The following is a 15,299-nucleotide window of genomic DNA, read 5'->3' as shown; positions in this document are numbered from 1 at the left end:
GCAGAGCCTGCGCAGGGAGGTTCGCGAAACACGATTAAGCGGACTCCATCAATGGAAAACAGTGAAGCGATTCCCAGAAGTAACAAAGGGCGTTACCAGCCAGTGGCCAGTAACACCCTCTTCCGGGCGAAGCTGGCGGATCAGGCCAGGCTCTTGCTCACCACTTCGTAGACGTCGCTGGACAATTCGCCGGAGGCCAGGATGCGTTCCAGCTCGCCGCGCATCAGCGCCTGCCGCGCCTCGTCGTACTTGCGCCAGCGGGTCAGCGGCACCAGCAGGCGCGAGGCGATCTGCGGGTTGAGTGCGTTGAGCACGATCACCTGGTCGGCGAGGAAGCGATAGCCGGCGCCGTCAGGACGATGGAAGTTGACCAGGTTCTGGTTGGCGAACGCGCCGATCAGCGCGCGCACCTTGTTCGGGTTCTTCAGGGTGAAGGCCGGGTGCCGCATCAGCGCCTGGACCCGCTCCAGCCCGCCCGGCAGCGGCGAGCCGGCCTGCACGCTGAACCACTGGTCCATCACCAGCGGGTCATCCTTGAAGTAATCGGCGAACATGGCCAGGGCCTTGCCCTTCTCCGCCTCGAAGCCGGAGTTGACCAGCACCGCCAGGGCGGTCAGGCGCTCGGTCATGTTGTCGCAGCCTTCGTACTGCTCCAGGCAGGCGGCGAGGATTTCCTCCCGGCCCGACAGCGACAGGTAGGACAGCGCGATGTTCTGCAGGCTGCGCCGGGCTATGTGCGAGGCCTCGGCGAGGTAGGCGGTGTCACGGGAAATCTTGCGGTTGGCCTGGTAACGCTGCCACAGCGGCTCGAACAGCGCTTCGCCGATACGCTGGCGGGCGAATTCGCGGGCGGCATGGATCGCGTCGACATCGGCGACTTCGCTGATCTCGGTGAGATAGGCCTCGCTGGGCAGCGAGAGCATCTCGGCGACCATCGCCTGGTCCAGCGCCTCGTCCGCCAGGAGGGTACGGTAGGCCTCGATCAGGCGCGGGTCGAGTACCAGTTGCTCGCCGCGCTGGTGCTGGCCGATCAGCTCCTGCAGGACCTGCACCGAGAGCTGTTGGCCGGCCTCCCAGCGGTTGAAGCCGTCGCTGTCGTGCTGCATGAGGAACAGCAACTGGTCGCGGCTGTAGGGGAAGCTCAGTTTCACCGGCGCGGAGAAGCCGCGCAGCAGCGATGGCAGCGGCTGCTCCGGCACCTCGACGAAGACGAAGCGCTGCTCGGCCTCGGTCACCGCCAGCACGCGGTTGCCGCCCTGGGCCACGGCCTCGCCTTCCAGGCGCAGCGGAAGTTCGTGGCCCTGGCCGTCGAGCAGACCCAGCTCCAGCGGGATGACGAAGGGTTCCTTGCTCGGCTGGCCGGGAGTCGGCGGGCAGCTCTGGCGCACCGTCAGGGTGTAGCGGCGGGCGGCGGCGTCGTACTCGCCTTCCACCGCCAGGCGCGGAGTGCCGGACTGGCTGTACCAGCGCTTGAACTGGGTCAGGTCGACGCCATTGGCGTCTTCCATGGCCTTGACGAAATCGTCGCAGGTCACCGCCTGGCCGTCGTGGCGCTGGAAGTACAGGTCCGAGCCCTTGCGGAAGCCTTCGGCGCCGAGCAGGGTGTGGATCATCCGCACCACTTCCGAGCCCTTCTCGTAGACGGTCAGGGTGTAGAAGTTGGAAATCTCGATGAACGAGTCGGGGCGCACCGGATGCGCCATCGGCCCGGCGTCCTCGGCGAACTGGTTGGTGCGCAGGAAGGCGACGTCCTCGACGCGCTTGACCGTGCGCGAGTTCATGTCGGCGGAGAACTCCGAGTCGCGGAATACGGTGAAGCCCTCCTTGAGCGACAGCTGGAACCAGTCGCGGCAGGTGACCCGGTTACCCGACCAGTTGTGGAAATACTCATGCGCCACCACGCCCTCGACCCGCTGGTGGGCGGCGTCGGTGGCGGTTTCGGCGCGGGCCAGGACGCAACTGGAGTTGAAGATGTTGAGGCCCTTGTTCTCCATCGCGCCCATGTTGAAGTCGTTGACCGCGACGATCATGAAGATGTCCAGGTCGTACTCGCGGCCGTAGACCTCCTCGTCCCAGCGCATCGACTTCTTCAGGCTGTCCATGGCGTGCTGGACCTTGTCGATGTTCTCCGGCTCGACGTAGATGCGCAGCGCCACGTCGCGCTGGCTCATGGTGCGGAAGCTGTCCTCGACACACCAGAGGTCGCCGGCGACCAGGGCGAACAGGTAGGCCGGCTTCTTGAACGGGTCTTCCCAGGTCGCCCAGTGCCGGCCGTTGCCTTCGGAACCGCTGGCCACCGGGTTGCCGTTGGAGAGCAGCACCGGGTAGCGCTGCTGTTCGGCGCTGACGGTGGTGGTGAAGCGACTCATCACGTCGGGACGGTCGAGGTAATAGGTGATCTTGCGGAAACCCTCGGCCTCGCACTGGGTGCAGAACATCTTGCCGGACTTGTACAGGCCTTCCAGCGCGGTGTTGCTCTCCGGATGGATACGCACCGTGCTCCTGAGGACGAATTCGGCCTGCCGCGGTTGCACCCCGAGCTGCTCGTCGTCCAGTTGGTAGTCGTCCGCGCCGAGCGCCTGGCCGTCCAGTTCGAGCGCCAGCAGCTCCAGTTGCTGGCCATGCAGCAACAGCGGCGGCAGGCCGGCGCCGCGCTCGGGGTTGCGCCGCAGCTTCAACTCGGCGTGTACCAGGCTGTGGTCTTCGAACAGTTCGAACTTCAGGTGGGTCTCGTCGATCAGGTAGTCCGGCGCCTGATAGTCCTTGAGGTGGATGACTTTCGGTTGCTCGGTGCGCATGGCTTGTGGCCCTTCTGCTCAGTGATGCACGGCGATCTGGTAGGCCGTGTATTTGCGAATGTTGATCACCCCGGTATCGAGGATCAGGTACTGGCCCTTGATACCGCGAAGCGTGCCTTCGACGATAGGCGTTTTTTCCAGGTCGAGGCTGGCGACCTTGCTCGGGTAGGCCTCGACCGGGTAGGCGATCTCGAGCGGATCGAGGTCGATAACCGGTTGGATCGCCTGCAGGCCGAAACGTTGCTGCAATTCGCGCAGGCCGTCGGCGCACTGGTCGAACAGCTGCTCGCGGACTGCCGCCAGATCGACCGGCTCGGCTTCGCCCTTGAGCATGGCCCGCCAATTGGTGCGGTCGGCGACCTGGCTGCGCAGCAGGTCTTCCACCAGGCCGGACTGCTGGCGGGTGGCCACGCGCAGGATCGGCAGCGCCTGGCGCGCGCCCTGGTCGATCCAGCGGGTGGGAATCTGGCTGGCGCGGGTGATGCCGACCTTCACCCCGGAGGAGTTGGCCAGGTACACCACGTGATCGGTCATGCAGAACCGCTCGCCCCACTCCGGTTCGCGGCAGGTGCCCTGCTCGTAGTGGCACTTCTCCGGGCTGACGATGCAACTGTCGCACTGCGCCAGCCGGGTGAAGCAGGGATAGCAATAGCCCTGGCTGAAACTCTTCTTCGTCTTGCGGCCGCAATGGGTGCAGAAGATGCTGCCGAGGTACTCCAGGCGCAGCGGCCGGCCGATCAGCGGGTTCACCGCGACTTCGCGGTCGTCGAGGCGGAAGGCGTATTGCACGGGAGCATTGCTTTCCAGGCGCGCCGTCATCTTGCTCAGCGCGCCGCGGGCGATTTCTTCCATCAGTGCACGGAATCCGACTTGAACAGGATGTTCGGGATCGGCTCGTCGGAATGCGAGGAGCAGTGCTGCGGGCCCATGTAGCCGGTGCGCTCCTCCTCGGGGAGGTTCTGCAGCTCCCAGGCGATCACCGCCTGCAGGCAGAGTTCCTTCTGCTCCTGGGTCAGCTTGCGGCCGTCCGGCCACTTGCCGATCTCGATGGCCAGCTTGAGGTTCTGGTAGATCTCAGGAGTGATGTTCTCGATCGCTTGATTGAAGGACGACATGGCCGGCTCCGGTGAAAAGGCGTACCGGCCATTCTACCGGGCCGGGGCCGGCGGCGCACATCGAAGCTGCCGCAGCCCCTCGCTCAACGGCGACGCCGCGCCAGCAGGCCGCCCAGCAAACCGCTGAGGCAACCGACCAGCAGCCCGCCAACGTGCGCGCCGTTGGCGATGGAGCCGAAGCCGAGCAGGTCGATCACCCCGGACAGGCACACCAGCAGCCAGATCAGCATCATCGCCACGACGCCCCTGGGCAGGCGATAGGCCTGGTTCGGCGCCAGGTACTGGAAGATCCAGCAGTGCCCGAGCAGGCCATAGAGCACCCCGGACAACCCGCCGAACAGGCTGGCGCCGCTCACCGCGTACTGCACCACGTTGGACACCAGGCCGAACAGCAGGGTCAGGCCGAGCAGCATCGGACGGCCCTGGCGGAATTCGATGCGCCGGCCCAGCTCCCAGAACCACATGGCGTTCATCGCCAGGTGCAGCCAGCCGAAGTGGATCAGCATCGGCGTGAACAGCCGCCACCATTGACCCGCCGCCAGGCTCTCGGCCAACGGCGTGAACAGCGCGTACTGGCCCTGGATACGGAAGTCCTGGAAGGTCAGCCAGCGCATCGTCGCGAAGTTGTCGCCAAGGTAGGTGACAGCGGCGACGACGAAGGTCAGCAGCAACACCGCGGCGGTCATCGGGCTCATCCGCAGTTGCCGGACGAAACCCTGCCCCGCCGGTCGCGGCGCGGCCTCCAGGGTCGCCTGCGGATCGCCTTCGGGATAACGCCGGTACAACTCGCGGACCTGCTCGGCGAGCCGCTCGTCGGGCACCCAGAGGACCTGCTGGCCGGATTCCTCGCTGACCCGGTGCGGCACGTTCAGACGCCGCAGCAGGCCGACGAAGCCGGCCAGGTCGACCGACAGGGGAAACTTCAGGACCTGCACCGCGCTCACTCGTCAGCCTCCGGCCGCTTCACTTCGACCCAGACGAACTTGTGCCGGTCCAGGCGGGTTTCCTCATCCAGGCGGTAGGCCGCCAGCTTGCCGTACATCACCGCGCTGTAGTCCAGGCAGGCCAGGTTCGGCCGGATCGGCGCCGGCGTGCCGCGTCGCCAGTAGTGGCCGACGAACAACAGCGGTTCGTCGGCGCCGTAGGTCAGCAGGCTGGACTTCTGCTCCTCGCTGAGCGGCTCGCGGGCGATCGCTTCGGGCAACGCGTCGGGCTGGAAGACGATATCGCCGTAGGTGCGCGGCGCCTCGTCCTCGACCCAGAACTTGGTGCGGAAGAAGGCGCGCGTATAGCCATCGCTGCTGGTCAGGGTGGCACCGTGCGGCAGGCGCATGTCGGTGCCGCGCAGCAGACGGTTGCAGGCCAGGTCGGCGAAGCTGCCGGGCTCCGCCGACTCCTGCAGGAAGGCTTCGCTGATCCGCCCGTCGGGGAACTGCCGGCGCAGGGTCGCGATCAGCTCGCCGTCCCAGCAGGCATGGACCATGCGGAAGCGCCCGGCATCGAGGAACAGCGGCAGTTGCTGGAACCAGCCGAGGAAGTCGCGCCAGTCGGCGTCGTGGCCCTCGAACTGCTCGAGGGTCTCCTTGATCAGCCGGGCATGCCGCGGCGTATGCTCGCGGACGTACTGGCGGCCGCTGCCGGGCGCCGCCGGGGTGCTCCAGCCGAGCGCGTTGAATTCGTGGTTGCCCATGATGCACAGCGCCTCGCCGGCGTCGACCATCGCGTGCACCCGGTGCAGGGCCTCGCGGATGCGCGGGCCGCGGTCGACGATGTCGCCGAGGAACAGCGCCTGGCGCCGCGGATGGCGCCAGACGCCGCCCTGCAGGCGGTAGCCGAGCAGGTCGAGGAGGCGGTCCAGGGTATGCGCGCAGCCGTGGACATCGCCGATCAGGTCGTAGCCACGTCCGGGGTCGAGTTGCATCAGTCGCCTCCGCCCAGGCGGCTGCCCCAGCCGAGCTTGGTCCGGCAGATCTCGTAGTAGTTGTGGTCGATGGGGTGGATCAGGCGCAGCTTCTGCGGCTTCTTGCTGATCGTCACGGTATCGCCGGGGGCGCAGGTGAAATGGTTCTGCCCGTCGCAGGAGACCTGCGGGTAGATCTGCATGTTCGGCGACACGACGATCTTCAGCTCGCTGTTGCCGTCCACCACGATCGGGCGGCTGGAAAGCATGTGCGGGTACATCGGCACGATGACGATGGCATCCAGCTTCGGATGCATGATCGGACCGCCGGCGGACAGCGCGTAGGCGGTGGAACCGGTGGGCGTGGCGACGATCAGGCCGTCGGCCTTCTGGCTGCAGACGAACTGGCCGTCGATATACAGCTCGAACTCGATCATCCGGGTCGACTTGCCCGGGTGCAGGACCACGTCGTTGAGCGCATCGCCCTGCCCCATCGAGTCGATACCGCGACGCACCTGGGCATCGAGGAGGAAGCGGCTCTCGACGATGTACTGGCCGTCCAGCACCTCGCCGACCTTGGCCTCCAGTTCATCCGGGCGGATGTCGGTGAGGAAGCCCAGGCTGCCGCGGTTGATCCCCAGCACCGGCACCTTGTGCCGGGCCAGCGCGCGGGCCGCGCCGAGCATGCTGCCATCGCCGCCGACCACCACCACCAGGTCGCAGATCTCGCCCATGATCTTCCGCGAGCAGGTCTGCAGGCCGTGTCCGGGCAGGACTTCGGCGATGGTGTCCTCGAGGATCACATGCAGGTGGCGATCGATCAGGAATTTCTTCAGCCGGCGAATGGTGTCCAGCACCTGGGTGCTGCCGAGGCGGCCGATGATGCCGATATTGCGAAAGGGTTCCATGCGGTTCCTGCGAAAAGCTGGCGGGCGGGATAGAGCGGATTATGGGCGAAAGCCGCGGACAGCGGCAAACCCGCGCATGTATGGGAAATCGCCGCGAGTGGCGCAACCCGGCTAACCTCTGGGTATGACGCTGCTGACCGAATTGCTCGACGAATTGCGCCACCCGGCCGTCCGCGACCTGGCCTGGACCCTGCTCGCCCCGCCGTTGCTGCGCCGGACCCCGGAGCCGCAGCGCCATCCGCTCGCCGCCAGCCGCTGGCGCCAGGAACCGGAGCGCCTGGCCGCCTGGTTGCGCGAACAGGAGCGACAGCCGCAGCACCTCGCCGCCTGGCTCGCGCAATGGCCACGGCAGCGTCTCGGCCTGTACTACGAACATCTCTGGCAATTCGCCCTGGAACAAGCCCCGGACGTGCGCCTGATCGCCGCCAACCTGCCGGTGCGCGACGGCGGGCATACCCTTGGCGAACTCGACCTGCTGCTGCGGGACGACGACGGCATCCACCACCTGGAACTGGCGATCAAACTCTACCTGGGGCCCCAGTCCGGCCCCGGCGACTGGCTCGGGCCCGGCGGCCAGGACCGCCTGTCACGCAAGCTGGAACACCTCTGCCGACACCAGTTGCCGCTGGCGGCGACCCGCGAGGGTCGCCAGGTGCTGGCCGCCCATGGCGCCGAATCGGCCGTTTCCGCATTGTGGCTGAGCGGCTACCTGTTCCATCCCTGGCCCGGGCCGGGCAGCCTGCCCGCCGACATCGAGCCACGGCATCTGCGTGGCCGCTGGCTCCGCCAGCGCGACTGGCCGGCGTACCTGGCCAGCCTGGCCGGACCGCAGACCGGGCAGCATTGGCTGCATCTGTCGCGCGAGCACTGGCTGGCGCCGGCCATGCGGCGGCAGGACCCGCTCGACCCACCGCGCGACGGCGCCTACTGGAACATCACCTTCGCCGGCGAGGCACGTCCGCAAATGCTGGTAAGGGTGGTGCCGCGCGACGGCTACTGGGTAGAGGCCGAGCGCCTGTTCCTGGCCAGCGACGACTGGCCACCGGGGCTCAGCCTGTGGGGTAGCGCGCGCCAGGCCGCGGATGCCTGATCAGAGCAACGCCAGCAAACGCTCCTGCAATGCCCGGCGGCCCTGCAGGCCTCCGCTGTGCAGCGCCACCAACCGGCTGCCGCGAGCCACCGCGCCGCTCTCCACGGCCTCGCGCAGGGCGAGCAGCAGCTTGCCGGTGTACAGCGGTTCGAGGGCGACGCCGCTGGCCGTCTCGAACTCGACGATGAACCGCGCCAATCGCCCATCGAGGCGGGCGAAACCACCACGGCTGGCGTCCAGCAGGCGATAGCCGGTATCGGCCCAGCCCGCCTCGGCAAGGGTCGCCGCGACCTGGGCGGCGACGCCGTGGTCCTCCGGCACCGCCAGCGCGCCCACCACGGGATGCCGCCCGGCCTCGCCGAGCACCAGGCCGGCCAGTGTCGTACCGGTACCGGCGGCCACCCAGATCGCGTCGTAATCGTCCCAGCCGAGCGTCGGCAACTGGGTCGCTATGCGCTCCACCAGCCCGATGCAACCGCGCGCGCCCAGCAGCCCGCCACCGCCCTCGGCGACCGGCAGCAAGCCTGGGTAACGTTCCCGCCAGGGAAGCCAGAAGCCGGCGGCATGCCGCTGGCGATAGCCGCCGTAGCCGAGCCAGTGCAGTTCCATGCCGAGACTGCGCAGGTCGCGCACCGTCGGCGTATCGACTTCGTGTCCGCGCAACAGGCCGACGCAACGGAAACCGAAACGCGCGCCAGCGCCGGCCAGCGCGTGCAGGTGGTTGGAGTGGGCGCCGCCGAGGCTGATCAGGCCGTCCAGCCCCTGCTCGCGGGCCAGCGCCAGGTGTGGCGCGAGCTTGAACCCCTTGTTGCCGGAGATCAGCGGATCGGCCTGGTCCAGGCGCAGCAGCGCCAGTTCGACCCCGGCCCGTTGCAGCCAGTCGAGTTCGAGACGCTGCAAGGGTGTATGCGGTGACCAGTGGGGAAACGGCAAGGAGTCAGCTCACGGTGCGCAGGCGCCCCGTGGTCTTGTGCCGGGCGCAGCAGTTGGTGTCGCCGGCGACGAAGCGCGCCGGGTTGTCGACCCGGTCGAGCGGCAGGTTGCAGCGTTCGCCGCCGGGCAGCAGCGCCTCGCAGCGCGGCTGCTGGAAGTGGTCCAGCCACTGGCGGTACTGGCTCTCGGAGACGAAGCACTTGGCCGCCGCGTAGGCCAGCGGATTGTCCTGGTAACGCGGGATGTCCTGCAAGGGGATGGTCAGGTGCCCGGCGCCGGGATGGTAGGCGACGAATACCACGCCCTGGCCGGATAGACGCTCCAGCAGTTGCTCCGGCCCCTGGGCGGCCAGACGGTCGCGCTCGGCGCGCAGCTCGGCCAGTTCCTGCTCCAGTTGCTGGTCCAGCTCGTTGCGGTAGGCCAGTTCGACGTCGCGGATCGAGACCTGCTCCTTGTAGCCGGCCACCGCCGCCGCCACTCGAGCCTCCAGTTCGTCGGCGAACTCCGAGCGCAGCAGGTCGGTCTCGTTGCGCCCCTGGTTCTCGATGAAACGCAGTTGCCGGGTCAGTTCCTCGCGGTTGCGCTGGAACTGCTCGCCCTGCTCCAGCAGACGCTGCTGCAATTCGGCGTTCTCCCGCGCCTGCCGTTCCAGGGCCTGTTGCAGGCTGAGCACTTCGCTGCGCAGGATGTCCAGTTGCCCGCGGGCGTCCTGTTCGCGCCTGGCCAGTTCCTCTTCGTGCTGCCGGGCGAGCCCGGCCAGGCGCTGCTCCTGCTGCCGGGCCAGGGCGGCGAGCTGTTGTCGCTGCTGCTTGACCAGTTGCGCCAGGCGCGCCGTCTGCTCGTCCTCCTGCTTGCGCGGAGGCTCCGCGGGCGGTGCCTTCGGGGCGGCGGGACCGGCGGCGTACCATTGCTCTTCGGCGGCCATCTGCAGCCGCTGCGGCTCCACCGCGGCAGGCTCTTCGTCCACCAGCAGGCCCAGCTGGTTGCGCCTGAGCGCGTCGCGGATGAGCACGAAATGGTTGCGTCCGGCGCTGCTCTCCGGGTCCCAGAGGTGCATCTGGTGCCAGGACACCGGGCACTGGCTGCGACAGGCCAGGCGGATCGGCCCGCCGCCCATGTCGGGGCCGCGTCCGGCGCGTTCGGCGAGGTTGCGCAGAGGCAGGTTCCAGCCGGTGTCGGCGCCGCCCTGCTCGTCGAAATCGAGATAGAAGAACACCGCCGCCCGCGCCTGCAGGCGCGGATTGATCAACACATAGGCCAGGTGCATCTGCCGGTCGGCGTATTCCGGCATGCGCACCAGGCCATCGAGCAGCGCCTCGAATTCGGGATACAGCATTTCCTTGCAGACGCCGCTGTCGTTGAAGAACAGCACGGCCTCCGCCATCTGTGGCTTTTTCTGCATGCTCATCGCTAACCCTCGAACGCCTGGCGAGGCGGCCCGCATCCGGCAGTACCCATCTGGCATGTCACCTGAAAAACAGGCGCTATCTCGTTGTTCGGGCAAGTCTAGGGGAAAAAATGTCGCGGGCAATGTGACTGGGTTGGCAGACACCCGGGCGATGCCGGACGGCCCGCCGAGCGGTAGGGGAAATTGTGAAGCGGTCGGGTTTTGAGCGGACGGAGATCACCGTGGCAGAGCGCCACCGTTCACCGAACCGGTGCGCAGCGCCCCGCCGCGCCGACGAGGGCGGACAGGGGCGATACGCAGAACCTGTGCGAGCTGGAGAAAAGCCGTTTTCAACGCAGTTTCTCCGCTACGCAACAGATCGCGGAAAGGCTCTCAGAGTTCGGCGGCCAGGCGCGAACCCTGGTTGATGGCGCGCTTGGCATCCAGCTCGGCGGCGACGTCGGCGCCACCGATCAGGTGCACGCTCTGGCCGGCCGCCAGCAGGCCGTCCTGCAACTCGCGCAGCGGGTCCTGGCCGGCGCAGACGATCACGGTATCCACCGGCAGCACCTGCGGCTCGCCCTCGGCAACGCGGATATGCAGGCCGGCGTCGTCGATCCCGAGATACTCCACGGCATTCACCATCTGCACCTGCTTGTTCTTCAGGCCGGCGCGATGGATCCAGCCGGTGGTCTTGCCGAGGCCGTCGCCGACCTTGCTCTTCTTGCGTTGCAGGAGGAACACCTGGCGCGCCGCCGGATGCACCTCGGCCTTGACCCCGGCGATGCCGCCGCGGGCTTCCAGGCGAGTATCGATCCCCCACTCCTTCCAGAACGCCTCGCGCTCCAGGCTGGTGGACGGACCGGCATGGGTGATGAATTCGGAGACGTCGAAGCCGATGCCGCCGGCGCCGATCACCGCCACCTTGCCACCCACCGGCTTGCGCTCGAGGATCGCATCCAGGTAGCTGATCACCTTCGGATGCTCGATGCCGGGGATCGCCGGTGTGCGCGGAACGATGCCGGTGGCGAGGACGATCTCGTCGTAGCCGCCCGCGACCAGGTCGTCCACGTCGACCCGGCGGTTCAGGTGCAGTTCGACACCGGTGCTCTCCAGCTTGTTGCGGAAGTAGCGCAGGGTCTCGTGGAACTCTTCCTTGCCGGGAACCCGCTTGGCCACGTTGAACTGCCCGCCGATCTCGCCGGCGGCGTCGAACAGGCTGACCCGGTGCCCACGCTCGGCGGCCACGGTGGCGGCGGCCAGGCCGGCCGGGCCGGCGCCGACCACGGCGATCTTCTTCGGCCTGGTGGTGGGGATGTAGTTCAGCTCGGTTTCGTGGCAGGCGCGCGGGTTGACCAGGCAACTGGTCAGCTTGCCGCCGAAGGTGTGGTCGAGGCAGGCCTGGTTGCAGCCGATACAGGTGTTGATCCGTTCGGCGTGGCCGGCGGCGGCCTTGTTGACGAAATCCGGGTCGGCGAGGAACGGCCGGGCCATGGAGACCATGTCGGCATCGCCCTCGGCCAGGACCTTCTCCGCCACCTCGGGAGTGTTGATGCGGTTGGTGGTGATCAGCGGGATGCCGACCTCGCCACGCAGCTTGGCGGTGACCTTGGTGAAGGCCGCGCGCGGCACCTTGGTGGCGATGGTCGGGATGCGCGCCTCGTGCCAGCCGATACCGGTGTTGATCAGGGTCGCGCCGGCCTTCTCGACGGCCTTGGCCAGCAGCACGATCTCGTCCCAGCTGCTGCCGCCCTCGACCAGGTCGAGCATGGACAGGCGATAGATGATGATGAAGTTCGGCCCCACCGCCTCGCGCACCCGGCGGACGATCTCCACCGGCAGGCGCATGCGGTTCTCGTAGCTGCCGCCCCAGCGGTCGGTGCGCTGGTTGGTGTGCTGCACGAGGAACTGGTTGATGAAGTAGCCTTCCGACCCCATGATCTCGACGCCATCGTAGCCGGCGACCTGGGCCAGGCTGGCGCAGTTGACGAAGTCGGCGATCTGCTTCTCGATGCCTTCCTCGTCGAGTTCCTTGGGCTTGAACGGATTGATCGGCGCCTGGATCGCGCTCGGCGCCACCTGCTTCGGGCTGTAGGCGTAGCGGCCGGCATGCAGGATCTGCATGCAGATCTTGCCACCCGCCTCATGCACCGCCTGGGTCACGATCCTGTGCTTCTCCGCCTCTTCCGGCGTGCTCAGCTTGGCCGCGCCGGAATACACGCCGCCCTCCTCGTTCGGGCCGATGCCGCCGGTGACCATCAGGCCGACGCCACCGCGGGCGCGTTCGGCGAAGTACGCCGCCATGCGCTCGAAGCCCTGCGGCTTCTCTTCCAGGCCAGTGTGCATGGACCCCATCAGGGTGCGGTTGCGCAGGGTGGTGAAGCCGAGGTCCAACGGGGCGAGCAGGTGCGGATAGGGAACGGCGGCGGTCATCGGGGGTCTCCACATCGGGCGAAACGCGTTCACGGATATGCCGCGGCCTCGGGCGCAATGCGCGGGACGGGCAGCGGTCGGTATGGCGACGACTCTAAGGAGCGCCACCGGAGCGCTCAATGATCCTAAATGACAAGTTACTGATCGGAATGCACAGGGATGCTTGGCAAGCCGACGCCACTCCCCTACCCTGTGGGCTGCCTTGGAGACCCGCATGCGCAAGCTGATCTTCCTGATCCTCATCACCCTCTTCGCCGCCTACGCCGGCTGGGCCGAACGCCGCCCGGTAGGCCACTACCTGTCCGACCTGCGCAGCCAGGTCAGCGTGGTCCAGGGCCAGCCCGGCGAGCGCGGCAACCTGCTGGCGGTCCAGCCGGAACTGTTCACGCCGGACTACCAGAGCGCCGAACGGTTGCAACTGAAATTCCACGCCTACCTGGAAAATGCCCGCCGCCAGGGCCTGCTCAACGAGCGCACGGTGGTGGTGTTCCCCGAGCATGTCGGCACCTGGCTGGTGGCCAGCGGCGAGAAGCCCGAGGTCTACGCCGCTGCCGACTGGCCCACGGCGATGGACTGGATGGCCGCGAGCAACCCACTGAAGGTGGCGCGCGGCTGGATCACCGCGCGCGGCGATCAGCGTCTCACCGACACCCTGTTCCGGATGAAGGCGGTGGACATGGCCCACGACTACCAGACCCTGTTCGGCGGGCTCGCCCATGATTTCAAGGTGACGGTGGTCGCCGGCTCCATCGTCCTGCCCGACCCCGAGGTCGAGGACGGCGAGCTGCGTCCCGGCACCGGCCAGCTGTACAACGTCAGCCTGACCTTCGGTCCCGATGGCCGGCCGCTCGGCCAGCCGCAACGCAAGGTGTTCCCGACCCGCCACGAACTGAGCTACCTCAACAACGGTCGCGGCGAGCGCCTGCAGGTGCTGGATACGCCGGCAGGACGCCTGGGCGTGCTGATCGGCACCGACAGCTGGTACCCGGACACCTACGCCACCCTGGTCGAACAGGGCGTCGAACTGCTGGCGATCCCCGCCGCCCTGAACCAGAGCGGTCGCTGGCAGCAGCCCTGGCCCGGCTTCGATGCGGAGCTGGTTCCCGGCGACGTACGCCTGGCGCCGAACAGCCTGAGCAACGCCGAGGCCTGGCAGCGCCTGGCGGTCGGCGAGCGCCTGCTGGCCAGCGGTGCGCGCGGCGCCGCCGTGGCCTTCGCCCATAGCCGCCTGTGGAACGTCACCGAAGACGGCCAAAGCCTGCTCGGTTCGTCGCAGGGCATGCGCCAGGCCAATCCCGGCGGCGGTGCGCAACTGGTCAATCTCTGGCTATGAGCGCGCCCCGGGTTCGCCTCGGCGACCTCTCGGTCGGCTTCGTCCAGGCGCTGGCCGACGCCCTGCTCGCCGCCGGCGTCGAGCCCGCACCACTGCTCGAGCAGTACGGCCTCGACCAGCGGCGCCTGGCCGAACCCGGGGCGCGCCTGTCGATCCCTCGCTACATGCGCCTCGGCCATGCCGCCATACAGCTCAGCGGCGACCCCGCCCTCGGCCTGCAGATGGGCCGCCTGAGCCGTCTCGGACAGATGGGCCTGGCCGGCGTCAGCGTCGCCCAGGCGCCCAACCTGCGCGCCGCCGCGCGGGCAATGATCCACCTGGAACCGCTTTACGCGCAGAACTACCGGGGCCAGTCGAGCCTGGTGGAAGACGCCGGCGGCGCCTGGCTGCGCTTCTATTCGATCAGCCCTTACAACGCCTATAACCGCTTCGTCGTCGATTCGGTGCTGGCAGGCTGGATCAGCCATCTCGGCGCCCTGGCAAGGCAGCCGTTGAAAGCGGAGCGGGTGGAGATCGAATATCCAGCGCCGCCTTGGGCCGAGCGCTACGAGGCATTCTTCGGCTGCCCGGTGGAATTCGGCGCGCCGACCAACCAGTTGCGCCTGAGCCAGGCCAGCCTGGCCCTGGCGAATGCCGAGCACTGTCCGAGCACCTGGAGCCAGATGCTGGAACTCTGCAACCGCGAACTGGAGCAGTTGACCCGCACCCGCAGTTGGCGCGAGCGCGTCAGCCGCCTGCTGGGGCCGATGCTCAATGGTCGCGAACCGGACCTCGAGGAAATCGCCGCGCGCCTCAAGTTGCCGACCTGGACCCTGCGGCGCAAGCTGGCCGAGGAAGGCACCCAGTTCCGCAGCATCCTCAACGACACCCGCCGCGACCTGGCGATGGTCTACATCCGCGAGACCGACCTGGCTTTCGGCGAAATCGCCTACCTGCTCGGCTTCGCCTCGGCGGAAGCCTTCCAGCGCGCCTTCAAGCGCTGGAGCGGGCAGACGCCCGGCGAATTCCGCCGCGCCCAGCGACAGAGCGCCTGATCACATCTCGGTGGCGTCGTCCGCCGGCTCTGGCAGATCGCATTCGGCGGCATGCTGCTCCAGCAGTTCTTCCTGGTAGTCGTCCATCGCGGATCACCTTTCGTTCGTCTGTGTCTTTCAGCTGTAGACGAGGAAGATGACAGCGGGATTACCGCGCGCGGACCGACGGAGCAGGAAATCCGGCAAACAAGGAGAAAACGGAAGGCGCAGGGGACGACGGAAACGAAAAAAGCGGCCATTGGCCGCTTTCTTCGTGGCTCACCCCGCCTCGGCGTGGTGAAGATGTATGGCGCAGCGGACGGGACTCGAACCCGCGACCCCCGGCGTGACAGGCCGGTATTCTAACCGACTGAACTACCGCTGCGCGT

12 protein-coding genes and 1 tRNA gene are annotated in these 15,299 nt (G+C 67.7%); 3 read left to right on the top strand and 10 right to left on the bottom strand.

Annotation, left to right across the window (positions count from 1 at the left end; translation table 11 throughout):
• Positions 1-140: 140 nt before the first annotated feature.
• The 6 genes from pepN to JHD77_RS01060 all read right to left on the bottom strand — a co-directional run bounded on the left by pepN (position 141) and on the right by JHD77_RS01060 (position 6,721).
• Positions 141-2,798 (bottom strand): aminopeptidase N, encoded by a 2,658-nt coding sequence (gene pepN, locus JHD77_RS01085; RefSeq protein WP_003104992.1) that lies wholly within the window; start codon positions 2,796-2,798, stop codon positions 141-143.
• Positions 2,799-2,816: 18 nt separating this feature from the next.
• On the bottom strand, positions 2,817-3,650 hold the full coding sequence (locus JHD77_RS01080) for a DUF2797 domain-containing protein (RefSeq protein WP_003091329.1): 834 nt from the start codon (positions 3,648-3,650) through the stop codon (positions 2,817-2,819).
• The gene (locus tag JHD77_RS01075) at positions 3,650-3,913 is read right to left on the bottom strand and encodes a YeaC family protein (protein ID WP_003104989.1); all 264 of its coding nucleotides are present in this window, start codon (positions 3,911-3,913) and stop codon (positions 3,650-3,652) included. The genes JHD77_RS01080 and JHD77_RS01075 overlap by 1 nt, the downstream gene beginning before the upstream one ends.
• Before the next feature lie 83 nt (positions 3,914-3,996).
• A complete protein-coding gene (locus JHD77_RS01070) occupies positions 3,997-4,857 on the bottom strand; it encodes a rhomboid family intramembrane serine protease (RefSeq protein WP_003104987.1) in 861 nt (286 codons plus the stop codon).
• On the bottom strand, positions 4,854-5,834 hold the full coding sequence (locus JHD77_RS01065; RefSeq protein ID WP_003091336.1) for a metallophosphoesterase: 981 nt from the start codon (positions 5,832-5,834) through the stop codon (positions 4,854-4,856). Before JHD77_RS01065 ends, JHD77_RS01070 begins: the two co-directional genes overlap by 4 nt.
• Positions 5,834-6,721, bottom strand: a complete 888-nt coding sequence (locus JHD77_RS01060; RefSeq protein ID WP_003091343.1) for an NAD(+) kinase — start codon at positions 6,719-6,721, stop codon at positions 5,834-5,836. The genes JHD77_RS01065 and JHD77_RS01060 overlap by 1 nt, the downstream gene beginning before the upstream one ends.
• 124 nt (positions 6,722-6,845) lie before the next feature.
• Here JHD77_RS01060 and JHD77_RS01055 point away from each other — a divergent pair, with 124 nt between their 5' ends.
• Complete coding sequence (locus tag JHD77_RS01055) at positions 6,846-7,811, top strand: DUF1853 family protein (RefSeq protein ID WP_031756474.1); 966 nt, start codon at positions 6,846-6,848, stop codon at positions 7,809-7,811.
• On the opposite strand, the gene JHD77_RS01050 is transcribed toward JHD77_RS01055, so the two are convergent.
• The 3 genes from JHD77_RS01050 to JHD77_RS01040 all read right to left on the bottom strand — a co-directional run bounded on the left by JHD77_RS01050 (position 7,812) and on the right by JHD77_RS01040 (position 12,564).
• The gene (locus tag JHD77_RS01050; RefSeq protein WP_003091346.1) at positions 7,812-8,711 is read right to left on the bottom strand and encodes a 1-aminocyclopropane-1-carboxylate deaminase/D-cysteine desulfhydrase; all 900 of its coding nucleotides are present in this window, start codon (positions 8,709-8,711) and stop codon (positions 7,812-7,814) included.
• A gap of 37 nt (positions 8,712-8,748) precedes the next feature.
• The gene (locus JHD77_RS01045; RefSeq protein WP_003119759.1) at positions 8,749-10,188 is read right to left on the bottom strand and encodes a hypothetical protein; all 1,440 of its coding nucleotides are present in this window, start codon (positions 10,186-10,188) and stop codon (positions 8,749-8,751) included.
• Between the two features lie 336 nt (positions 10,189-10,524).
• The gene (locus tag JHD77_RS01040; protein WP_003103513.1) at positions 10,525-12,564 is read right to left on the bottom strand and encodes an NADPH-dependent 2,4-dienoyl-CoA reductase; all 2,040 of its coding nucleotides are present in this window, start codon (positions 12,562-12,564) and stop codon (positions 10,525-10,527) included.
• A 214-nt stretch (positions 12,565-12,778) separates the two neighbouring features.
• Between JHD77_RS01040 and JHD77_RS01035 the strand changes: the two genes are divergently transcribed.
• Positions 12,779-13,897 (top strand): carbon-nitrogen hydrolase family protein, encoded by a 1,119-nt coding sequence (locus JHD77_RS01035; RefSeq protein ID WP_003113936.1) that lies wholly within the window; start codon positions 12,779-12,781, stop codon positions 13,895-13,897.
• Complete coding sequence (locus JHD77_RS01030; protein ID WP_003116451.1) at positions 13,894-14,931, top strand: AraC family transcriptional regulator; 1,038 nt, start codon at positions 13,894-13,896, stop codon at positions 14,929-14,931. Before JHD77_RS01035 ends, JHD77_RS01030 begins: the two co-directional genes overlap by 4 nt.
• A gap of 287 nt (positions 14,932-15,218) precedes the next feature.
• Here the strand turns inward: JHD77_RS01030 and JHD77_RS01025 are convergent.
• A tRNA-Asp gene (locus tag JHD77_RS01025) sits at positions 15,219-15,295 on the bottom strand.
• Positions 15,296-15,299 lie beyond the last annotated feature (4 nt).

Origin of the sequence: Pseudomonas sp. P20 (assembly GCF_016463925.1) — a bacterium.
GTDB lineage: Bacteria > Pseudomonadota > Gammaproteobacteria > Pseudomonadales > Pseudomonadaceae > Pseudomonas > Pseudomonas aeruginosa.
Note: the sequence above shows the minus strand (reverse complement) of the source record. Positions and strands in the feature narration are given on the sequence as shown.

What these genes read in the sequence shown, in the direction of transcription:
- pepN (WP_003104992.1), bottom strand. Translation starts at nt 2,798, where the DNA reads ATGCGCACCGAGCAACCGAAAGTCATCCACCTCAAGGACTATCAGGCG.
- JHD77_RS01080 (WP_003091329.1), bottom strand. Translation starts at nt 3,650, where the DNA reads ATGGAAGAAATCGCCCGCGGCGCGCTGAGCAAGATGACGGCGCGCCTG.
- JHD77_RS01075 (WP_003104989.1), bottom strand. Translation starts at nt 3,913, where the DNA reads ATGTCGTCCTTCAATCAAGCGATCGAGAACATCACTCCTGAGATCTAC.
- JHD77_RS01065 (WP_003091336.1), bottom strand. Translation starts at nt 5,834, where the DNA reads ATGCAACTCGACCCCGGACGTGGCTACGACCTGATCGGCGATGTCCAC.
- JHD77_RS01060 (WP_003091343.1), bottom strand. Translation starts at nt 6,721, where the DNA reads ATGGAACCCTTTCGCAATATCGGCATCATCGGCCGCCTCGGCAGCACC.
- JHD77_RS01055 (WP_031756474.1), top strand. Translation starts at nt 6,846, where the DNA reads ATGACGCTGCTGACCGAATTGCTCGACGAATTGCGCCACCCGGCCGTC.
- JHD77_RS01045 (WP_003119759.1), bottom strand. Translation starts at nt 10,188, where the DNA reads ATGCGGGCCGCCTCGCCAGGCGTTCGAGGGTTAGCGATGAGCATGCAG.
- JHD77_RS01040 (WP_003103513.1), bottom strand. Translation starts at nt 12,564, where the DNA reads ATGACCGCCGCCGTTCCCTATCCGCACCTGCTCGCCCCGTTGGACCTC.
- JHD77_RS01035 (WP_003113936.1), top strand. Translation starts at nt 12,779, where the DNA reads ATGCGCAAGCTGATCTTCCTGATCCTCATCACCCTCTTCGCCGCCTAC.
- JHD77_RS01030 (WP_003116451.1), top strand. Translation starts at nt 13,894, where the DNA reads ATGAGCGCGCCCCGGGTTCGCCTCGGCGACCTCTCGGTCGGCTTCGTC.